The organism is Pirellulales bacterium, from assembly GCA_036499395.1.
Lineage (GTDB): Bacteria > Planctomycetota > Planctomycetia > Pirellulales > JACPPG01 > JACPPG01.
In genome coordinates this window covers 20,353-42,533 of sequence record DASYDW010000051.1, presented here as the reverse complement: position 1 = coordinate 42,533, position 22,181 = coordinate 20,353, and the positions used below count along the sequence as shown (strand labels likewise).

Genomic DNA, 22,181 nt, shown 5'->3' with positions numbered 1-22,181 from the left:
GTCTATTTCTTCGCATCAGGGGCCAGGATGCTTTGCAGTCGGTTGAGCGCGCGCGTCAGCATGACGCGGATCGCACCGTCGCTTTTGCCGAGTTGCTCGGCAATCTGCTTTGAGGGAAGTCCATCGACGTAACGCAGGCGAAGCGCTTCGCGCTGATCCTCGGGAAGACTCGAGAGGGCCTCGGTTAGCTGTTGGTAACGCACATTGCGGGAAAAAACCTCGCTGGCTGTTGTCATGCTGGCGATCAGCATGTCAATCACAGCCGCGCGGCTGGCGTCGGGCGAGGCTTTGTCGATCGATACCTCGCGCCCTGCATCTCGCTTGGCGGCGCCGAAAAATCGCCGGTGCGCGTCGATGATGCGACGTTCCGCAAGTTGGCAAAGCCAGGCGAAGGGGTCACGATCCCCCAGCTCGATCGTGGGCAGCGAGCGAACCGCCTCGGCGGCAACCTCCTGAAACATGTCGTCAGGCTCGACCTTACGGCGCAGCCCTCCCCCTAACCGTCGCTCGATAAAGGCGAGCAAGGCCCCGCGTCGCAAATCGATGAATTGAGCCAATGCCTGCGCATCGGCCTGGCGGATGCGCCCCACGAGCGCATCGAATTCCTCAGGCATGACAGCACTCCCAACCCCCGCTAAGTTCCACGCCGAGATGTGCCGTTCCCGGCATCCTACTTCGTTTGGGGTGTAAGTAACAGCGCTTTTTCCCGTCGATCTGTTACGCGCGGCAATCAGAGCGCGTCGTTTGAGGCACTTGGCACTTTGATTCGCGCAGCAAGCGGGAATGTGTTACAACACTCTTAGTCGCTAACGGCGAGACCCTGCCGGGTTTCTAGGGGTCGACGGCCGCTGTTTTCGTCGACCCACCTGATCATTGCGTTCGTCTGGCGATTCGGGACCGGGTAACGGGCACGGAAGTTGTCTTATCCGAGAAAGAGCAGTTTTCGTCCCGACGGCCGAGAAATTCCAAGGAGCGCAAAGACGGTCGTGTCTCCGCAGCCCGAAGAGCTATTGGATTCGCATAATCCCACCCTGGCGTGGAACTTGCTTTCCGAGCGCGTCGAGGCATTGGTGACGGCCTGGGAAACGGCCAACGAGCCGCCGCGGCTGGCCGATTTCCTGCCGGCGAATCCACCAAATTTACGCCGACTGGCCCTGGTCGAGTTGATCAAGGTCGATCTCGAGTATCGCTGTCAGCGGCCCGAGCATTCCCGCAGGATTGAGCAGTATTTGGCCGATTTTCCCGAGCTGGCTGACCGAGGCGAGATTCCCTGCGATCTGATTTACGAGGAATACCACCTCCGTAAGCAGTCGGGCCAATCAGTCGCCGCGCAGGAATATTTTGAACGCTTTCCGCGCCAGGCGACCGAACTGGGACGTTTGCTCGGGCTTGAGTCACCGCACCTTAGTACGTCGATCGCCGGGGCCGCGCGGTTTGAAGAAATCGAGGTTGGCGACAGCATTGATGATTTCGACCTGCTTACGCGCCTAGGCCGCGGAGCGTTCGCAACGGTGTTTCTTGCTCGTCAGCAGTCGATGCAAAGGATCGTTGCGTTAAAGGTCTCGGCCGATCGCGGTAACGAGCCGCAAACCATGGCCCTGCTGGACCATCCGCACATCGTACGCGTCTTCGATCAGCGCCAATTGCGCGATCGAAAGCTGCGGCTCTTGTACATGCAGTACATCCCAGGCGGGACGCTGCAGACCGTGATCGACGCCATTCGCCGTTTGCCGCCAGGCATGCGTTCTGGAATTCGCTTGCTGGAGATCATCGACCAGGCGCTGGCTGAAAGGGCCGAGTCGCCGCCGACCGATTCACCGCTTCGGCATCGGCTGGCGTCCGCCACCTGGCCGCAGACGATTTGCTGGCTTGGGTCGCGATTGGCCGCGGCCTTGGCCTATGCGCACCAGCGTGGCGTGTTACATCGCGATATCAAGCCGGCCAATGTGTTGGTCGCTGCCGATGGCACCCCCAAGCTCGCCGACTTCAACATCAGTTATTCATCGAAGGTTGAGGGCGCTTCGGCCGCGGCGTATTTCGGCGGCAGTCTGGCGTACATGTCTCCGGAGCAGATCGAGGCGTGCAACCCCGCCAGCGGTCGCACGGCCGAAGATCTAGATAGTCGCAGCGATATCTATTCGTTGGGCGTAATGCTCTGGGAGCTATTAACGGGTAATCGGCCCTTCGAGGATACGCAGCCAGGCAGCGATTGGACGACGACGCTAGCCACGATGCTCAATACACGGCATCAGGGAGTAAGTGCTGCGATGGTTGCGCAACTGCCGCGCGACTGTCCGCCGGGTCTGAAGCAAATCCTGCTGAGCTGTCTCGCCGTTGAACCCGCGGGCCGGCCCTCCGCGGCACAACTTTCTCGACAATTGGAGTTAGCACTCGAGCCGCAGGTGATGCGGTTGCTACGTCCCCGCCCGGGGGCGTGGCGCAACTGGGTGCGGCGATATCCGCTGACGGCGATGTTCATGGCAGGATTGCTCCCGAATGTGATCTTTACGGCGCTGAATCTGGCGTACAACATCCCGGCGATTTTCGACAGGATGGGTAAGGACGTCATCGACGTTCTTAAGGACCCTGTTGTAACGACGGTCAACGGACTGGCGTTTGCCGTCGGCATTGGCATCCTGTTGCCGCTGACCTGGCCGGTAGCCGGTGCCGTGGCACGCATTTATCGCGATGATGCGCGCCCTACGGACCACGATTCCCGTTGGCGGCGCCGCACCCTGGTGTTAGCCGACTACACGGCCTGCATTAGCGCCTTGGAATGGTTCGTTACAGGCCTGATCTTTCCCACCTGGCTGAAACGCGAAATTCCGCCCGAGAAATTTGATACTGTGCTTGTCTACGCGCACTTCATGTTGTCCCAGACGCTGTGCGGAATGATGGCCGCTACGCTGGCATTTTTCCTGGTCAGTTTTCTGGCAGTACGCGCCTTTTATCCGACGCTATTTCAGGCCGAACATACCGACCTGGCAGCGCTGGGTCTGGTACGCAGCCTGCAAAAGCGCACCTGGTTCTACTTCGGCGTGGCGATGGTCGTACCGCCACTGTCGATCGTGGTAATGGCCATCCTGTCGGTGGCCGCCGAAGACATGCCGCAGGCCACTTTCGGCGTACTGGGCATGGTGGGCCTTATCAATTCGGCCCTGATTTTCGCCCTTTCGCGATCCGTGCAAGGCGCGCTCGTCTCGCTGGCGATCGCGGTCAGCCCGCCGGGTACGGTAACCCTGGGCGGGGGTGACAGTGTTTCGGACTCTATGTGGCGATAAGGGGCCGCGCGGCCCCTTATCGGCCAACTTTGTTCAATGCCAAATCGGCGCTGGCGCTCGGAGATGAAATCGATGCGCCCGGCTCTGCTCTTCGGCATGCAACGCGTCGACGATTTGCGTCGTGCAATCGTCGATTGCCAATCGCGACATGTTCAACACCAAGTCGTAGCTGGACGGATCGTTGGGATCGCGATGGAAATGTTCGGTCACGAATCGTGCTCGTTCGCGGTCGATACGCTCGACCTGTTTCAGCGCGTCGTGGCGATTGGTTTCTTCGGTGGTCCGCATGTGGGCCGTTACGCGATCTTCAAGTGGCGCAACCAACCGAACGCGGAGTGTGGATTCCGCCGGCAGTATATGCGCGGCCCCGCGGCCCACAACGATACACGAACCTTGCGCGGCCAGGGTTTCGAGCGTCTTGACCAGTTGCCGCACGTAAGCAATCTGGCTTACCGCGTGCATGTCCAAAAGCGACTCGATCGATTCCTGGAGCCAACTGACGTGCGTCTCGTCGACGGCGGCCAACTCGCTGGGGCGCGCGTGCATACAGGCTGCGACGGCGACAAGCAATTCATAGTCCCAGACTTTCCAACCCAGACTTTTGCCGACAGCGGTTGCCACGGCCGCGGCGTCGACCCCCGCCTCGCGAGAAATCGCGATGGTGAAGGCCGAGGCAGTCAACTGATGAGCCTCGCTGGATGCTTTGTCATCTAAGCGCGGATAGGAAAGCGCGCGCAGATAGTTCCAGGCGCCCTGCGGCGAGTCATTGTGAGTCCGATACGCCATGCCAAGTCCTCCTTCTGCGTAGGCGAGCGGCAAGCGATTGCAGAACGCAACCCGTTCTTGTCCGCGCCAACTGCGGCGAGCGACTCAAGCTGAACTCGGCAAAGCAACCGACCGGTTGCCGTCCTGATTCGCTTACCGCGCCATGTACAACTCAAGAGCACTGCGAACGATCGAACACTGTTCAGCTAAATGCACTCTATGCGCTACTTGGCCGGATGCCAATTGCAGAGTCACTGACACTTTTGTCATCCAGGCTCGAAGCTGACGTTTCTGTCAGCGTGCGTTTATCCGATGCATCACTGCTCGCATTTTGTGCTGTGCTGTTTACCGGCCGCAAAATGTCGTATCTCGCTCAAAAGTGCAACGATCGCGCGAGGCGTGCGAAGTGGTCCTGCGGATTGTACGGTGATCGCCTGCCGATTTCGTAAGCTACCCTTCCAGCAGGCGGATTGTGCTTCGACGAACGATAGTTGGTTCCTAAACCTTGCGACGGCTGCGGACGCTTTGGCGTCCAGCACATCGCAGTAGGAAGCCCGATGCCATCCGCCTTTCTGATTCTAGCGATCGGTCCCTGGCTGTATCTCGCCGCCGGCGTGTTGTTTCTGGGGGTGCTCGCCGCACTTGTTGCAGGACCACGGAAACAGGCTCGCCATAGGCCTTTTCATTCTCTACTGCAGAGCCGCGATCCCAGTGCGCCGCTGCCGGTTGGTGAAACACCGTCCTTGCTGACTCGCGACGAAGCCGTCGAAGCATTGCGCCGCGCGGAAGCCAAATACCGCGGCATTTTCGAGAACGCGATCGAGGGTATTTACCAGACCTCGCCCGATGGTCGTTATCTCAGCGCGAATCCGGCGCTGGCGCGGATCTACGATTACGATTCGCCTGCGCAATTGATGTCCTCGATCGGAGATATCGAACGACAGCTATACGTCGATCCACATCGACGCGACGATTTTGTTCGTGTTATGGACGAACAGGGGGCCGTCACGAATTTCGAATCGCAAATCTATCGCCGCAATGGCACTGTCATTTGGATTTCGGAAAGCGGACGCGCGGTGCGCGACGCGAACGGCAACATCGAATTCTATGAGGGAACCGTCGAAGACATTACCGAACGCAAACAAGCCGAGGCGCTGCTGTGTGAAAAGGAAGCGGCCGAGGCCGCCAGCCGCGCAAAGAGCGAATTCCTCGCGAACATGAGCCACGAGCTGCGGACGCCGCTCAACGGCGTCATCGGTATGCTTGACTTGCTCTTGGAAGCTGCCGAGTCGCCGCAACAGAAGCGCTACGGCACGATCGCCCGTACCTCGGCCGATCTCCTGCTGGCGGTGATCAACCAGATTCTTGATTTTTCGAAGATCGAAGCAGGCAAGCTGGAAATCGAGCACGTCGATTTCCGGCTGCGGCAAATCATGGAGGAAACGCTCGATATGCTGGCCGCTAAGGCAGCGCATAAGGGGCTGGAGTTAGCGCTCGACATGCCGCCGGACCTGGTCGGCCCGGCACGTGGCGATCCGCACCGTTTGCAGCAAGTCATCGTGAACCTGCTGAGCAATGCCATCAAGTTCACCGAACGCGGGCAAGTGAAAGTCCACGTCGCCATCGAGCGCGAAGATGATCGCCAAATGCTCGCCCGCGTCGCCGTCGAGGATACCGGTATCGGCGTCCCCAAAGAGCGGCTAGACCGGCTGTTTCAGGCTTTCTCGCAGGTTGATGCTTCGACCACGCGCCAATTCGGTGGGACCGGCCTGGGATTGGCCATTTCCAAGCAACTCATCGAGCTAATGGGCGGCGATATCGGCGTCACCAGCCGCGTGGGAAAAGGTAGCACGTTCTGGTTCCGGGTCCCGTTGGCCAAGGCCGCGACGCCAGAAGGCGGACGTCATTTGAGTCCCCAAGAATTGCGTCGGCTACGCGTATTGGTCGTGGACGATAACGCGACGAATCGAGAGATTCTGTTCCGCCAACTTTCGGCGTGGCAGATGCGCGTCCAAACGGCGTCTGATGGCCCCACGGCACTGTGCATTATGCAACGTGCCGCGTCGCAAGGCGAAGCGTTCGATCTGGGAATCATCGATTATCACATGCCCGGCATGGATGGTTGCGAACTAGCCGAGCGTATCGCCTGCGAGGAGGCGCTGCGCACGACGCCGCTGGTGATGTTGACCTCGCTCAGTGCTCCGGACGGGGGCGAATCCCCGTGGGCGACTTCGATCGTCGGCCGGCTCACCAAACCGGTACGCCAATCGCAATTACTCGAGACGATCCTGTCGGTCGCAGCTACTCGCGGTTGTTCAGAACATTTGGCTCATGTCGAAGAAGCGCCGCCCCGGTTGGCGCCTGACGACTTGGAAAGCGGGCCCCGTTCGCGCTGCCGGTTACTGTTGGCGGAGGACAACGAGGTGAATCGTGTTGTTGCGATCGAGATCCTCACGGTAGCAGGCTTTCATTGCGACGTTGCTCGCAATGGTCGCGAGGCCATCGAGCAGTTACTCCTCGCGCCCTACGACGCGGTGTTGATGGATTGCCAGATGCCCGAGTTGGACGGGCTGGCCGCTACCCGCGAGATTCGCCGGCTCGAGGCCGAGGGTGCGCTGCGTGTGCGCGGATATCGCTTACCAATTATTGCGCTAACGGCGAACGCTACCCGTGGCGATCGAGAACTATGCCTGGCCGCGGGGATGGACGACTATCTCACCAAGCCGCTCGACGCCGTGAAGCTGATCGAGATTCTCGACGCCATGGTCGAAACATTGGACGGTATCTACGCCAACGAGGGACCAGTAACTGAACCGTTTCGGATTGCCGCCGCCGAATCGGATCAATTCGAGGCAATCGCGGTTATGTCCGATTCTGTCGGCGAGGCCTTCACACGCGAAGAGCCTAGGAGTTCTGTTGCGGACCGGGATCCACCACTCGATTTGGCGTCGCTTTTGCGTCGCTGTCTGGGGAATCAGGAACTCGTGAACCGCATCATCGGTAATTTCGCGGATCAGTTGCCGCTATCGGCTCAGGAACTGGAAAGCGCGGTGCGTCAGAATCGATTGTCGGACGCCGCGGCGCAGGCCCATGCCCTTAAAGGAATGGCGGCCAACCTGTCCGCCGATCGCTTGCAAAAAGTCGTCGGAGACTTGGAAATGACGTGCGCTGCGGGGGATCGGCTACTCGCTGTCAGCGACATTGCCCGTGTCCGTCGCGAGACGCAGCGCTGTTTGGAGTTTCTGGCCAGCGGCGCTCTGGTCACGGTCGAAGCGACTTGAGCCAACCAGGGCGTTTTGGCCGTCAACGTCGGGGGGATTCGAGACGATGCGTCGACGGCACCGCCCAAAGCGCCTTTAAGAGGTTGAAAAGTCCGGAGACGACGCCGACCAAGAGTCGCTAGGCGGGATTGGGTGACAAGAAAGGAGATGTGAAACGAGCGGAGCAATCGGTCACGGCCGCGGGAGCCGCATTCAACCGATCGCCATTCTTCTACCTTTCCCTTGCGTCTAACGTCGTCTCCGGGATTGAGTCAGGGCCCGACTTCCGCGGCGATACCACGATCGTGATCCGCGGTCCGTCGATGGTTTGTGATCAAATCTGCCACCGGGCGCTGGCGATCGGCTCCGTTTCGCGACTCGGAACCTGCCTCGGGCCGTAGCTGACCTCGCTGTCGATTGGGCCCCCACCGAGGCGGCGGTCCGCCGGCGACCGAGCTTGCTTGCCGTGCGATGCGTCGCGCGGGTTGCCTGTCTCGATGGTGCCGTGGCCGGCGCGATCATGCGGCCTCCTCGCGCGATTCGGGAATTGTGCCGTCGTTCACCGCCACGATCGAAAGCTTATGGCGATCGGCAAAGCGAATCACGTCTGGCTCGTCGATGATGATCGTCCGGCCCGCTTCCACCGCCAGGCAAGAAGCACCGGCCTCGATCATCGTCTGTAAAGTTCCGACGCCGATCGTGGGAACGTCAAAGCGCATATCCTGCTTGGGCTTGGCAACCTTTATCACGGTAAAACCGGGAGCGCAGAGCTTCCCGGCGCGACGAATGCATTCGTCGGTTCCCTCGATCGCTTCAACGGCCAGCGTCGCGCGTCCCTTCACGGTGACGCTCTGCCCGATATCGAGCCGCCCCATTTCTTTGGCCATCGTCCAACCGAATTCGATGTCTTTGGCCTCTAAGCGCGAGGGGCCGCGCTTCGTGAGTTGTCCCAAGTTCACGAGTAGCTCCGGTAAAAAGTCGGTCGCCGGCGCGAAAGTGATTCCGTCGCGGGCGAATTCTTCGATGACCGTGGTTAGCAAAGTGTCGTCGCGACGATCTTTTTTGGTTGTCGCAAAGTGGGGATAGAACGCCCGGACGGCGCGCCAATCCGGCAGGTGCTTGAACCACACCCAGGGCTGGAACAGCAGGAACTTGTGAATCTTGCCGGCCATTGTCACGTGAGTGACGCCGCGCACGCGAAAGAAGCGAACGGCTTGCCCGATCTTGGCCAGCCCGACCCAGCCAAATTCGTGACTCAATTTCGCGAGCGCCGGATCGGCATGTCCCTTCACGCCCAGACAGCAAACTTCATAGCCTTGTTCGACCAGCGCCTCGGCAATGACGACAGGATATCGACCCCATCCGGCCAGGATGCCAACTTTGCGCGTGCCTTGAGGTAAGAGTGAGGCCGTCATGTGATTCCGCGTTCGTGTGATCTTGGTAGTTGTCGTTCGGCGCTTAGTGTTATCGTTATGCCGCCTTCTTGCCCGGCTCTTTGCCACCTTGTATCGCGTCAACAGCGGCTTGCAAGGCTTTGATTTGGCGACGCAACTCGGGCAGTTTGGCGATTGTGCCTTGAATCAATTTCTGATCACGCTCGGGTGTTGCCGGGGCGCCGAGCATCTTGGCCCCCTCGGGCACGTCGGCCGTGATTCCGGCCATGGCGCCCAAGATGGCGCCGCGACCGATATGCACGTGGTCACGCACGCCGACCTGTCCGGCCATCACAACGTAATCACCCGTGGTCGTGCTGCCGGCGATTCCGACTTGCGAGCAAAGCAGGTTATGTTTGCCGATACGGCAGTTGTGAGCCACCTGCACCAGGTTATCGATCTTGGTTCCCTCGCCGATCACGGTCGGACCGTAGGTGCCGCGGTCGATTGTCGATCCTGCGCCGACTTCGACGTCGGGGCCCAATTCGACCCAACCGAATTGACTTGCCAACTGATGCCGCCCTGCGACGAGCTTGTATCCAAACCCATGGGCGCCGATCACGACCCCGGAGTGAATGATCGAGCGTGCGCCGACGATTGTGTCGTCGTACAGCACGACGTTCGGGTAAATCGTCACCGCCGCGCCGATCTTGCAGCCGGCCATGATGTGGACGCCAGGATAGATGGTCGTGTCGTCACCGATCTCGACGTCCTCGCCGATCGTCGCGCCGCTGTGAATGGCAACGTTCTTACCGATGCGAGCTCGCTCGCTAATATAGGCTGTCGCGCTGATGCCACGCGCGGCCGTAGCCCGCGTCGGGCGAAATAGTACGATGAGCCGGGCAAAGGCGGAATGAATGTCGTCGACTTCGATCGTTGGCAGTTTGGTACACGCGACGCCGCGCGGGACGATCGCCGCGGCGGCTTGCACGGTGCCCAGCCTTGCCGCGCGTTCAGCCGTGTCGACGAGAGTGATATCTCCGGCTTGTGCGTCGGCCAGCACTGCGATGCCCGAGACCGGGATCGCGGCGTCACCGACGATCGTGCCGTCCACAAGCCGAGCGATGTCCGCCAAGGTGTAAGCCATGCGTCGGAGTCCTTTCACGCAATAGCGCAGGGCTGGTTGGTCCCTGCTAGCACCATCATGGTGCCTGATTGTGGGGCGCGGGGGGGAATGCTAACTCTTTCGCGCAAACCGAGCAAGAGCGGTGAAATGGCCGATTTCGGCAGTACGTTTCACGGGGTTATTGTGAGGAACCGAAAGGCTTGATTTCCCTCTATTGCCCATTGCCTGCACCGCTAGAATGCCACGGCATCCTTATCGTTTTTCTGGTGTACGGAAGGTCTCTGGAACCGCATGGCTGAACGCATCGTCTATTTCAACGGTTCCTACGTCCCCGAGTCACAGGCCCGCGTTTCGATCTATGACTCGGCCTTGGCGATGGGCGACATGGCGTTCGAGGTCACACGGACGGTTCATGGCCGCCCGTTTCGGCTGGACGATCATCTGGCCCGATTGTTCCACACGCTCGATGCGCTTCGCGTCGACCCTGGTTTGTCGAAGGTCGAGTTGCGGACGATCACCGAAGAAACCTTGGCGCGAAACGTGCCGCTCGAATCGGCCGAGGTTGATTGGAATATCATCCACAATCTGTCGCGCGGACCGGTGACAGCGAACCTCTCGGCCTTTGCCCCGCACGAAATACGTCCGACCGTCATCGTCAGTTGTTTTCCGCTGGTCGAAAAGCTTGGTTCGCTTGCCTATGCGTATGACGAGGGCATCGACGCAGTGGTACCTTCGCAACGCTCAATTCCGGGCGATTTGCTGGATGACTCCCTGAAGACCCGCAGCCGACTCCATTACCAAATTGCCAACCTGCAGGCCGAAGAAATGCGGCGTGGCGCTTGGGCCGTGCTGACCGACCCAGCAGGCAACCTCACCGAAGGCACCAGCGGCAACGTATTCATCGTGCGCCACGATACGCTGATTACACCGCGAGCTGAGAACCTGCTGCCGGGCATAACGCGTCAAATGGTCTTTGAGCTGGCGGTCAAAGCGAAAATCCGCGTTCTGGAAACTGATATAACGCCGTTGCAGGCGGCCGATTCGGACGAGATGTTCATGACGTCGACCAGCATCGGCATCTTGCACGTTCGCAACTTTCAACAGAAGTTGATTGGCGCCGGCGGAATTGGGCCGGTTACAGCCCGGTTGCGTGCCGCTTTGGAGGACGCAGTGGGGTTGGACTTTGCAGCGCAAGCCGCACGTTACGCGGAATTGCGTGCCATCCGCCGCCACGCGTGATCAAGGTCGCGGATTCTGTGTGGCCAAGCCCAGCAGGGCTAATCGCCATTTCCCTTCGACCTCCCAATGTTGGCGGGCGAGTGTCGAATACCGTTGGGAGGGGAGGCCTCGAACCGCTCTGATCTGGCACGGTATGGGCCGAAGACTACAATAACCCGGTTCTGAGAGGCGAAACCTTGGTCCATCCAGCGCCGCCGGCGCCCGAGGAGCACAAAAGCACGTGGCAAAACCCCAACTGACCCGAGATGCCAACGCGCCGAGCGGGACTTTCACGCCCGAGGGGGTGCCGCTGCGCGATCCGTTCGTGGCGGCGGGCCTGGCCTGGCTGATTCCCGGCGCGGGGCATTGGTATCAGGGACGCCGCTCGAAATCGGTGCTGTTCTTTGTTTGCATCCTTGGGACGTTCCTTTACGGGCTGTATTTGGGAGAGGGACGCGTCGTGTACGCGTCGATGCGGCCTGAAGATCGGCGCTTCCCGTACTTTTGCCAGGTAGCCACCGGGGCCGTTGCGCTGCCAGCACTCGTGCAGGCCTATCGGGTCAATCACGGCAACAACCCAATTCCGTTCCCCGGCTGGGACGATTTCATGGTCCCGCCGAGCCTGGTAAAGAATCGTGACGACCTGCCGAACGAACTTGATTTGCTGCACAAACGATTGAATCGCTTTTTCGAACTCGGCACTGTTTACACAATGGTGGCCGGATTACTCAATGTGCTCGTGATCTATGATGCTTGGGCAGGCCCGGCCGAACCCGACATGCCGGCCAAGAAAGAAGAAGAGGAGGAGGCGAAACCGGTAGCGACCGGCCCTCCGCCAGGCTCGTAAGTGGAAGCTCGCGCTTCGAATTGGTGTGCGACAGGAATCGGTCCAGACGACAAAGTAAAACATGACTACCGACACTTTCTCGCTAATGGCCGTTGGCAATGACCTGTGGTACGCTTTGCCGCTGGTGATTGTCATCAGCCTGGTTTACGCGGCCACGCGTCACGAGCAAAACGACAACATCATGGTCGCGGCTGGCCGCATTGGCACCTGGATCTGCGGATTCATGTTCGCCATTTTCGTCGTGTTGGCGCTGATGTCGTGGCACGTCTCTTCGTGACCGCTTCGTTCTTCGCGTGCCTGGCAGGGCATTTTGCGGATGCCGTTACCAGGCCCGGATAAAGCCTCGTTGACTCTTCATTTGGCGGCTATTAGTCTCTAACGCGTGGCCACCTCTCACTTTCCCCGCTTCATATTCGCTGTTCTGGTTTGCTGCGCGCTCATGAGCGCCACGTGTCTGGCCCTGCGCGCGGATGACGAGAAGCCCTCGACCAACTCGGATTCCAAACGCCCTGCCCCGCGCAAACTGGTGGCACCAAACACCTGGCCTGCTGGCCATCCGCTGCCGACTGTGGCGTCGAATTGTGCCGCCTGTCATTTGACCGCCGGCCGTGAGTTGACCGACGCCGTGGTGCATTTCGTGCGCAGCGTTCACGACCTGAACGATCTCACCTGCTACGACTGTCACGGCGGCAACCGTGAAGAGGACGGGCGGGCCCACGAAGAGGCGTTCGGCTTCATCGGCACGAAGCTGAGTGCGCATCTCAAGGTGTGCAGTGAGTGTCACGACGACGAGGCCGAGCAATTGGCCGCCGGTCCGCACCATTGGGACTTTTCGAAGCGGATCAATACGAAGTACCCGACCTGCGTGGACTGCCACGGCAATCACGACATTGGCAATCCGCCGGCGGATTTCAAACTGACGGATATGTGCCTGGATTGCCATCACAAGCTGCAGAAGGATTACCCGAACATCGCCTCGGTCGTGGCCGGTGGCGACCAGTTGGCAGCGGTACTTCGCGACGTTCGCAAAAAGACAATTAGCGAACCGGATCCTGTGCCAGAACCATTTCGCAAAGAGCTGGCCAGCCTGCGGACCGAGACGATGCAACTAGTCCACTCTTCGAAGGAAATCACGGCCGATCAGGCAAAACAGTTGAACGACCGGAACGAGAAAATTCGCCAAGGACTACAGGAGTGGTTAAAATCGGCGAAGTGAATCAACGGCTTGGCGGTCTATGATTCTCTGGCGTCATCACAATCGCACATCTTTTCGATTTTCGAGAAATCGCGAGGCCCACGATGCTCGACCGCAAGCATTTCCCGAACCGTCGTCACTTCTTGCAATCCGCCGGCGGCGCCGCCTTGGCTGCTAGTACCGCTGGTCGACTACTTACTCCTTGCGTGGTGCGAGCTGCGGAAAAGGCCGCTGCCGGCCCGGCAGACGTGGGCATCGCCCGCGGTTCGAACATGGAAGAGGCGGTGAAGAATGCCGTCGAGCTCGCAGGCGGATTGGGATTCATCAAGCCCGACCAGACCGTGCTGATAAAGCCGAACGTCACGGGCGCGGTGCCGAATCCGACGACGACCAGTCCGGAAGTTCTGTATGCCGTGATTAAGTTGGTCGCTGCCCAGGGCCCTAAGCGGATCATCGTGGCCGACCGTAGCTTTTCGCCATTGTTCAATACGACCACGCCGAAAACGATCGACGTGATGAAAAGCGTCGGCCAACTCGACGCCGTGAACGAAGCGATTACCGACGTGAAAGCACCTGTCGTGGCCGTGGGGCTTGAGGACGCAGCGTCGGAATTCGAGAAGCTTGGTCTACCGGCCAACACCGAACATTGGCGCAAGATCAATCACCCGCTGGCCACGAACTGGCCCAACGGATTCGAACTGGCCGAGTTGTTGTTCGCGGTCGATCATGTCATCAATGTCCCGGTGATCAAGACACACTTCCAGGCTTGGTTTACGATGTCGATGAAGGCATTCGTCGGTATGAGCCACCATCGCAGCCGCCGCGAGTTTCACACGGCGTTCAAAGGGGGCAGCAACCTGGCCGATCAGAAGAGTTCAGGCAGCCGTCGCCGCGTCGGGCCCGAGGGACGTAAGCTGGATATCGACGAAGTCGAGCCGCTGGTGAATCGCGTGGCGGAATTGAACCTGGGCATCAAGCCGGCCCTGAACATCATGGACGGCACAAAGAGCTTCGTCTTCGGCGGTCCTTCGCATGGTGACGTTGAAGAGCCAAAGTTGATCGTCGCCAGCCGCGACCGCATCGCGGCTGACGCCACTGGCATCGCCGTGCTCAAGCGTTACGGCACCGAACGCAGGTTGCAGAATTACTCGGTGTGGGAAAACCCCTTCATCAAGCACGGCATCGAAATCGGTCTAGGGATCGATGGTCTCGACAAGCTCAACCTCAAACACTCAGGTATTGACGAGGAAGAGCTGGCCACGATCAAAGAGATGCTGGTGTAGGGCTGTGAGCGGGCGGCTGGGCTTGAAGAGCTTTTTTCGCCCTGCGTCTGACGGGAAATGGCCTGTTTGACCGCGCGCCGGTTTCTTGCTGCGTTTCCCAGCGCGAATTAGACTAGCGAGACGTGTTGACGTTTGGGTCAATTGAGACCACGACGCGAATTCTCGTATTCTTGGATCTGCTACTGCAACTCTTCTGAGCCGACGTCGCCCGCATTCTAAATGGAATGCCGGCGCATTCTTCTTGCTCGGCTTACCCAGTGTCTTTTCTCAGCAAAGCGGCACGCGCATTGCCGTGTGTAGCACTTCGAGCGCTGATCGCGAGAAGAAGTCTTTTACGTCAACGATGGGGGTAATATGAGATCACCAATCACAAGCATTTCTGCCGCCTGCCTCGCGAGCGCGCTGCTCGCATGCGGCATTTTATTATCGTCGGCTTCTCTCGCTCGCGCGGTCCCAATCGTCCTGACATTCGAGGGAATTCCCGCCACATCAGCATTTGCCGCAGGAACAAGTATCCCGCTCGCGGCGCAGCTGTCCACGCTCTATCAGTCGAGTTACGGAGTTACCTTTAGCTCGATGCAGCCCTACGTGCCCGTAGTGCCGCTTAATGACACGGCGCCGAGCGGCGTGAACGGCATTGGTATGAGCGACGCGAACGGCCTGGTGAGCTACAGCACGTTCATCAACGCCATCTTCACGGTGCCGGGCAATCCGTTCGCGCCGGCGACAACCAATTTCGTGTCCGTGCAGGCGGATTTGTTTTCGACGAACCCCGACGGCATTCTGACACTGACCGCCTACGACCAGTTCGGAAGCGTCATCGGGACGGATCAGCAGCATGAGGCTCCGGGCGTCGTTTTGTCTCTTTCGATCCCCGGCATTCATGGTGTCCAAATTACCGGGGACGGCTCGACGGCCTTCGATAACTTCACCTTCAACTCGACGCAACTGATCCCGGAGCCGGCGGGCCTGGTCCTCATGACGCTGGGGGGAATCGCCGCAATGATCCGCCGCCTGACCCGATAGTGCGAGGCTTCTCGGGCCGCGAACCCTAAAGTCCCCGCCCATGTCCCATCGGTTTAACGGCTTGCGCCCCATTCCTGGGTCATTTGGCGGTTGAAACAGGCCCTAATCCGGCGTATTTTACAGTATTCGCGCGGCCGTGGACCTTCGGGACCAGTGGCCGTGCCGTCCACACGCACTAGGGAGGCCCCGCGTGGCTACTATCGCTCGACCTAACACCGCTGCCGCTGGCATCACCAACGGGGCGGATATTCTTGTACAGTCGCTCGTGAATCACGGTGTCGAGGTAATTTTCGCCTACCCCGGCGGCGCCAGCATGCCGCTGCACCAGTCGCTGACCAAGTTCAAGGATCAAATCCGCACGATCCTGCCCCGCCACGAACAGGGCGGAGGCTTCGCCGCGCAAGGCTACGCCCGCAGCACCGGCAAGCCCGGCGTCTGTATGGCCACCAGCGGCCCAGGCGCCACGAACCTGGTGACCTGTATCGCCGACGCCAAGCTCGACAGCATTCCGCTGATTGCCATCACCGGGCAAGTCGGCACGTCCGTGATCGGCACCGATGCGTTCCAAGAGACACCGATCGTTGAGGTATGCCGCGGCATCACGAAACATCACTATCTGGTGACCGACGTCGCGGACCTGGCACGCGTCGTCCGCGAGGCGTTCCACCTGGCCACGACCGGCCGCCCTGGCCCCGTTTTGATCGACCTGCCAAAGGACGTCCAGCAGGCGCAGACGGTTCCCGACTACGACGCCCCGCTAAACCTGCCCGGCTACCATGTTGCCGATCGCCGCTCGCACCCCGAGCAGATTGCGCAAGTTGCCGCAGCCATTAAGCGTTCGCGCCGCCCGGTGATTTACGCCGGTGGTGGCATCATCGCCAGTGGCGCGAGTGCCGAATTACGCGAACTGGCACGCAAGACCAGGATTCCGGTCACCATGACCCTGATGGGTTTGGGTTCATATCCCTCGGGCGATACTCAATCGTTGGATATGCTGGGCATGCACGGCAGCGTGTACGCCAACTATGCGGTAAACGAAGCAGATTTGCTGTTGGCATTTGGCGTGCGTTTCGACGACCGCGTTACGGGCAAGGTTTCGGAATTCGCCAAGCACGGCAAGATCGTGCATATCGATATCGATCCCTCGGAAATCAACAAGAACAAAGAAGCCCACATTCCGATTATCAGCGACATCAAGTACGCGCTTGCCGAACTGAACAAGATCGTCGAGCCGCCGGAATCCGGCCTCGACGAGTGGAATGCCAAGATCGCAGCCTGGAAAAAATCCGATCCGTTCTCGTACGACAAGTCGTTTCCGGGCATTCAGGCGCAGTATGCGATCGCCGAGCTGTCGAAATTGATTTCGGACAAGAATCCGATCATCGCCGTCGGGGTCGGTCAGCATCAGATGTGGACGGCTCAGTACTTCAAGTTCAGCGAGCCGCGCTCCTGGTTGTCGAGTTCCGGACTGGGGACGATGGGCTTTGGCCTGCCCGCGGCGATGGGGGCGAAAGCCGCCCACCCGGACCGGATCGTCATCGATATCGACGGTGACGGCAGTTTCCTGATGAACGTTCAGGAACTGGCCACGTGCGTTTGCGAGAAGCTCCCGGTCAAGGTGCTGCTGTTGAACAATCAGCACTTGGGCATGGTGATGCAGTGGGAAGACCGTTTCCACGCCAGCAACCGCGCCCACACGTATCTCGGTCCGATCGACAATCCCGAGGCCATCGGCAAGGGGGACGGTTTAGGCCCCAAGGTGCGCTATCCCGATTTTGTCACGATCGCACGCGGCTTCGGCTGCGGCGCCGCGACGGTAAAAGATCGGGCCAAGCTCGGGGACGCGCTGCGCGAAATGATCGAATACGATGGCCCGTACGTTTTGGACGTCGAGGTTCCGTATCAAGAGCACGTGCTGCCGATGATTCCGTCAGGCAAGACGGTCAAGGATTTGATCAAGGCCTAAGCACGGACATAATCGCGCGTGCGTCGGATTTAAAGTCGACGAACCGCCTGTGCGACCTTGTGAGCCGGAAGCAACAAAGGCTTAAACCGATGGGACTCATGATCTACTATCGCTCGGCGCGTCCCGTTTCGCCTATCGAACCTGCTGCCATATGCGATGCAGCCCGAACGGCCAGTGAAGGACGGACGTGGTTGAGTTGCGAGCGCATAAGCTTTTTTGCCGCCGAAGGCGATTGCCATCTAGTTGGCGGCAGCAAGCCAAACTTTAATCCTCACGAGTCCGATGTCGCGGCGGCATCCCGTGAGTCGTTGCCTGATGGCACCGCACGCGACATGCTGGATTTGTTATGTAGACTCAGCAGCGAATTCGCCGTCGACTGGGAACTAAGCCACGATTTTGAACCATCCCTCGGCTCTATTCGTGCAGGGCGTTGTGACGAAGCTGCGCTTAGTCAAATCGAGGCTTTAGGAAGTCTCAAAGACATATTGGGCGAGTTGGGTCTCGAATGACGAGGCGCATTGCTGACGCCAACCTCCCACGATTGGTCCACTATCGGACGTCCCCGCCTGATTCTGTTGCCGCGACGGTCACTGCTTCGTCGCGCAGCGTGTAGACAAATCCATCTAGCTCGTTCTTGCCCGGCTCGGCGGTCACCTCGAAAACCGGCAGCTTGAGTGGTGTCTTGTCGTCCGGGCTGGCGAACGCCGCGACGACTAGTTCGTACCGGCAATTGGCTTCCGCGACGAAAGGGGCAAATCGTAGCGGCGCGAACATCGGGTCTGGCATGTCCGCCAGCGAGCAGTCGCCGGCCGCCCGAACGACGATGTTGTCGGCGGCGCTATGCTCAACGATCTTCCAGGCCAACGCCGCTGGCAATGGTGCACGGTGCAATTTGTTGCGCACCCGCAGGTCGACGCGAAAGACTTGCTGGCCGGGTGCAAGACCCAGGAATTGGGTCCACGGTTCGCCTGGCGTAATCACCGCGCTCGCACGTCGCGCCACGGCTGGATCTTGCCGCGAAAGCCGCGCTACCGTGGCGTCGACTTCGGATAAATCCTTGGGCACGTCACGATAGGGCCCAATTCCTGCCGCCTGCATTTGCGTTAAGTGCCGTGCGAGCGAGGACTCCTCGTCCTGCATGTCCCAGCTCGTCCGCGTCGCGATCGCCGCGGGCGAAATGCCATCGGCCACGAGCAATTCCATGCGCGCCACGCGGGCGCGAATTTCTTGCGACTGGTGCAAACCGCTCGAGACGTAGGCCACGCCAATTACAACGGACACGACAGCCATCGTCGCATCTGCAAACCGCCAGCGCGGCGGCCGACCGTACAGCAAGAACACGCCGTACAGGGCGACTACCAATGGGCAGGAGAGGGTCGTGTAACGCGCGGTTAGGCAATACGTCGGATCGAGCGTTCCCCGTGACCAGCCGACCCCCGAGGCGACCGTCGCCACGGCCGCGATCGAACAGGCAAGCCCCACGACTCGTAGCCGCTCGTCGGGCCGACGCCGCCACACGATGGCCAGCCGGCCCAGTGCAATAAATCCTACGAGGGCAACGATGGCACCGGAAACGGGCCATAAGTCGCGTCCCAGACGACCGGCCGAAATACTCAGCACTTGCAGGGTGCCCCGTGCTGTGGCAAAGAGGCGCAAAGCAGTGCCATCCGCAATCGGGGCATCCGGCAAGCCTTCGGTCGGCCGATTGCCGGAAAAATAGAAGAACACGGCCAATAAACCACTGCCGGCCAAGGCCACGAGCGTCCCGCCCGTCAAATACCGCCGGGGTTGATCGCTTCGCATTAACGCGAGACCGGCATACGCCAGCCACAACGCGATGGCCGGTAAAAAGCAAACGCCCGGCCCACCGCAGCCGATCAAGACCGCGCCGGCCAGGGCGACCAGCAGTCCATTGCGAAATGCCGTTTTCGGTCCCTGAATATTGAGCATGATGCCAATCACAGCGCACATCGCGGCGACCGCGATGGCAAAGAAAAGCTGATGTCCCCAAATCAAGTTGTACCAATGCCCGAGATGCAAAAGAGTCACGGGAAGAATGGCATCGCTCAGCCGCGTCACGCCGCGTGCTCGCCGCACAGTCCACAGTAGTTCCAGGCTGGCCACCGAGAGGATCACGACATTCGCCACGGCCCCGGCGCGAAAATCGTAGTTCGTAATCCGCCCGAAACCGATGTAGAGCAGCTTAGCGAGTGGAACCCGGTGATGATTCTCCGGTTCCATCAACCATGCCGCGTCAAACGCCCGATCGCCGACCACGACGTCCAGCCACGGCCATTCGTCAGCGTATGGAGAATTCGACGAGTAGTTGCACACAAGCGCAAGTGCCGCCGCCGTGGCCAAGAACCAAACACCGACGACGAAAATCCGTCGGGTGTTTTCCGTGGCATAACGTTCCATGACTGAACCCAGTTCTAATAAAAGCGACCGAACGTGATTTCAGGCCTTAGATGCACGACCGCGACGCCGGACGAGTAAACGGCCGCTAGCAGCGCGGCCAAAATCTAGACCCGACGCGAGATTGGGTCAATGTCAACGGGCGATCAGCACGCGCATTTACCGTACAAACGCCGCGGATTTCTTGGTTCGTCACGATGCTATTGGCGAAACGGTTCGCTGACGCGCCGGCAGACTTTCCCTACGTCGCGCGCTCGTCACGACCCGCGTGCGTGACGATCGTGGCTATCGACTAAGGAATTCGCGCGGGCTGTGCCGATGCTAGATCCTGCCGGTCACGGATGCTGGGCGAACTGCGAAAGCCGTTCGTGTTCGCACGACTGAGCCAGTCCGAGCAACTTGCGTGTCTCACGGCCCGCCCCGCCGTGGCGTCAAGTTGCTCCTGCGACGAGCTCGGAGGGCGAAGACCCCACAAGACACCTGTACACCGTGCGAGCCACCGAGTTCAGCTTTCGAGAAGACACCAACCGCCTTGCGGACCCGCCCCCACACCGCCGCGGATTGTTTGTCGTTCGGCCGAGCTGCTCGCCCGCCGCGCGTGCTTCGCTACAGCACTTGTGGAACTGCGAGGAATCGCAAGACCGGTCCGTTCCCTTCTGATGGGTCGCGGAACATAACGGCGCAGAAGAGCCAAGGCAAAATTGCCATGCATCTGCGACCGTAGGCGACGACTGACGAAGAACTGACGGACCGGCTGGCGATGCGCAGCAAGAATTCCTCTTCCCAGCAAAGCAGGCGCGCCGTGTCACGGTCTACACCGAAGCATCTCAATCTGTTCAATGAGCGGTCGGAAACGGTCGATCAGTCCGGTTTCAACAAAACCGGTGCGATCTATGACCTGTGCAAGGCCTTCCAACATGCGACCGGATGGTCGCTCAGTTTTGTGCCGGGACACCCTCCGCGCAACGATCATGACCTGATGTGGTCCGCCCCGGTCAGCCCGGGCGTTGGAACCTCTCCCGGACATCTCAGGATTGATCTCGGGGGCGCCGAACATCGAGGTGCTGGCACGACCGTTGATCTGGAACGAGCCGGCGAGTTGGCCGGCGCCATCGGTCGACTGCTGGGCGAACTGCACGTGGCTCGCGAGGAACTGCGCAAGCGCGAGGCCGAATTGGCCGCGGCTGTGCCCGTGATCGAGCGCTCACCCGATCCCGTACATCTTGCCGAGCGCTTGGAAGGGGTGTTGCGCGGCGGAGCGCAGGCTCTGAATTGCCACGCCGCGGCAGTGTATCTGCTCGACTCGGCGACAACGGAACTCAAGCTACGCGCAGCGTACGGCCTGCCCCGCGAACGGCTGACTCTGGCGCCACGCGCTCTGCGATCGGCCGCGGCCGATCTCGAAGCGCTATCGGGCCACGCCGTGGTGATGAAAAACCGCGCCGTGCGTGCCGAATGGCAGGCCCCCGAAGCGGCCGCCGCCGCCGTGTGCGTTCCGATCTCGACCGCGGCCATCCCGCTGGGCACGCTTTGGATTTACTCGGCTCGCGAGCGCGACTTCACCGACGAAGAAGTGAATCTGGTGGAAATTGTTGCTGGTCGGCTGGCCAGTGACCTGGAACGCGAAGTTCTCATGCAGGAAGGTCTGCACGCCGCCGCGCTCAAACGCCAAATGGGCGAGGCCGAGCGATTGCAGGAACTGCAACTCCCGCGCTATTTGCCCAGTTCGCCAAGCTGGGATGTCGATGCCTGGACTCTACGCGGGGATACCCTCGGTGGCGATTTCTACGACTGGTTTGCACGCGGCGACGAAAGTTTGGGCGTTGCCGTCGGGTCGGCCACGGGATCAGGAATTGCTTCCGCGATGTTGGCAGGCATGTTGCGCACCGCCGTGCGTGCTCATGCCGATGGTTCACGCGAACCGCAACAACTGCTCGACTTGGTAAATCGCGATATGTGGCAGGCCGCGGCTGGCCTGCAATCGGCGGCATTGCTATATGCTCTGCTTGATCCCACGGGACGCATCCGCCTGGCCACGGCCGGTGATGTCACGGCCCTGCTCGCGCGGCCAGGGGGCTGGCAGTTGTTGTCACGCGTAGCTTTGCCGCTGGCCCGCGATCCGAAGACGACCTATCAACCGATCATGCATGCTCTGCGCCCTGAGGAGACACTGCTGATCTTGGCCGGCGAGGATCCTCAGCTCATGCAGCCGTCCAAGGGGCGCGCCCACCGGCTGGGGCTGTCCTCGATCGCCCGCATGGTGACGGAAAAATCGGATCGCAGTGCCAAAGAGCTGGCGGCCGCCCTCCGATTTCAATTCTCGGCCGGACAGATGCAGACATCCCGCGATCGGACAATGCTGGTCATCAAGCGACGATGGCCTGGCCGGTCCTAGCAAGTCGGAAAAGGTGACCTCGAAACGTGCG

At 60.2% G+C, this 22,181-nt stretch carries 16 protein-coding genes; 11 read left to right on the top strand and 5 right to left on the bottom strand.

What is annotated here, in order from left to right:
• Window positions 1–2: 2 nt before the first annotated feature.
• Window positions 3–614: a sigma-70 family RNA polymerase sigma factor gene (locus tag VGN12_07810; protein ID HEY4309342.1), complete on the bottom strand. Its 612-nt coding sequence runs from the start codon at window positions 612–614 to the stop codon at window positions 3–5.
• Between the two features lie 372 nt (window positions 615–986).
• Here VGN12_07810 and VGN12_07805 point away from each other — a divergent pair, with 372 nt between their 5' ends.
• Window positions 987–3,281 (top strand): protein kinase, encoded by a 2,295-nt coding sequence (locus VGN12_07805; GenBank protein ID HEY4309341.1) that lies wholly within the window; start codon window positions 987–989, stop codon window positions 3,279–3,281.
• A 33-nt stretch (window positions 3,282–3,314) separates the two neighbouring features.
• On the opposite strand, the gene VGN12_07800 is transcribed toward VGN12_07805, so the two are convergent.
• A complete protein-coding gene (locus VGN12_07800; protein HEY4309340.1) occupies window positions 3,315–4,067 on the bottom strand; it encodes a cytidylate kinase-like family protein in 753 nt (250 codons plus the stop codon).
• Between the two features lie 536 nt (window positions 4,068–4,603).
• On the opposite strand from VGN12_07800, the gene VGN12_07795 reads away from it, so the two are divergent.
• Window positions 4,604–7,327: a response regulator gene (locus VGN12_07795; protein HEY4309339.1), complete on the top strand. Its 2,724-nt coding sequence runs from the start codon at window positions 4,604–4,606 to the stop codon at window positions 7,325–7,327.
• 497 nt (window positions 7,328–7,824) lie between these two features.
• On the opposite strand, the gene lpxI is transcribed toward VGN12_07795, so the two are convergent.
• Both lpxI and lpxD read right to left on the bottom strand, forming a co-directional pair.
• Window positions 7,825–8,721: a UDP-2,3-diacylglucosamine diphosphatase LpxI gene (gene lpxI / locus VGN12_07790; protein HEY4309338.1), complete on the bottom strand. Its 897-nt coding sequence runs from the start codon at window positions 8,719–8,721 to the stop codon at window positions 7,825–7,827.
• A gap of 55 nt (window positions 8,722–8,776) precedes the next feature.
• Window positions 8,777–9,826 carry a UDP-3-O-(3-hydroxymyristoyl)glucosamine N-acyltransferase gene (gene lpxD, locus VGN12_07785; GenBank protein HEY4309337.1) on the bottom strand — a complete coding sequence of 350 codons (1,050 nt, stop codon included), beginning with the start codon at window positions 9,824–9,826 and terminating at the stop codon, window positions 8,777–8,779.
• Window positions 9,827–10,096: 270 nt separating this feature from the next.
• On the opposite strand from lpxD, the gene VGN12_07780 reads away from it, so the two are divergent.
• The 8 genes from VGN12_07780 (at window position 10,097) to VGN12_07745 (ending at window position 17,849) form a co-directional block, all read left to right on the top strand.
• Entirely contained in the window at window positions 10,097–11,044 is a 948-nt protein-coding gene (locus tag VGN12_07780) for an aminotransferase class IV (protein ID HEY4309336.1), read from the top strand.
• Between the two features lie 220 nt (window positions 11,045–11,264).
• Window positions 11,265–11,870 carry a DUF6677 family protein gene (locus tag VGN12_07775; protein HEY4309335.1) on the top strand — a complete coding sequence of 202 codons (606 nt, stop codon included), beginning with the start codon at window positions 11,265–11,267 and terminating at the stop codon, window positions 11,868–11,870.
• Window positions 11,871–11,931: 61 nt separating this feature from the next.
• Window positions 11,932–12,147 carry a hypothetical protein gene (locus VGN12_07770; GenBank protein ID HEY4309334.1) on the top strand — a complete coding sequence of 72 codons (216 nt, stop codon included), beginning with the start codon at window positions 11,932–11,934 and terminating at the stop codon, window positions 12,145–12,147.
• Window positions 12,148–12,309: 162 nt separating this feature from the next.
• Window positions 12,310–13,086: a cytochrome c3 family protein gene (locus VGN12_07765; GenBank protein ID HEY4309333.1), complete on the top strand. Its 777-nt coding sequence runs from the start codon at window positions 12,310–12,312 to the stop codon at window positions 13,084–13,086.
• Window positions 13,087–13,169: 83 nt separating this feature from the next.
• Window positions 13,170–14,348 (top strand): DUF362 domain-containing protein, encoded by a 1,179-nt coding sequence (locus VGN12_07760; protein HEY4309332.1) that lies wholly within the window; start codon window positions 13,170–13,172, stop codon window positions 14,346–14,348.
• A gap of 354 nt (window positions 14,349–14,702) precedes the next feature.
• Window positions 14,703–15,374: a PEP-CTERM sorting domain-containing protein gene (locus tag VGN12_07755; GenBank protein HEY4309331.1), complete on the top strand. Its 672-nt coding sequence runs from the start codon at window positions 14,703–14,705 to the stop codon at window positions 15,372–15,374.
• Between the two features lie 190 nt (window positions 15,375–15,564).
• Window positions 15,565–17,340 (top strand): biosynthetic-type acetolactate synthase large subunit, encoded by a 1,776-nt coding sequence (gene ilvB / locus VGN12_07750; GenBank protein HEY4309330.1) that lies wholly within the window; start codon window positions 15,565–15,567, stop codon window positions 17,338–17,340.
• A 98-nt stretch (window positions 17,341–17,438) separates the two neighbouring features.
• Window positions 17,439–17,849: a hypothetical protein gene (locus VGN12_07745; protein ID HEY4309329.1), complete on the top strand. Its 411-nt coding sequence runs from the start codon at window positions 17,439–17,441 to the stop codon at window positions 17,847–17,849.
• A 40-nt stretch (window positions 17,850–17,889) separates the two neighbouring features.
• On the opposite strand, the gene VGN12_07740 is transcribed toward VGN12_07745, so the two are convergent.
• Window positions 17,890–19,758: a hypothetical protein gene (locus VGN12_07740; GenBank protein HEY4309328.1), complete on the bottom strand. Its 1,869-nt coding sequence runs from the start codon at window positions 19,756–19,758 to the stop codon at window positions 17,890–17,892.
• Between the two features lie 799 nt (window positions 19,759–20,557).
• On the opposite strand from VGN12_07740, the gene VGN12_07735 reads away from it, so the two are divergent.
• The gene (locus tag VGN12_07735; protein HEY4309327.1) at window positions 20,558–22,150 is read left to right on the top strand and encodes a SpoIIE family protein phosphatase; all 1,593 of its coding nucleotides are present in this window, start codon (window positions 20,558–20,560) and stop codon (window positions 22,148–22,150) included.
• Window positions 22,151–22,181 lie beyond the last annotated feature (31 nt).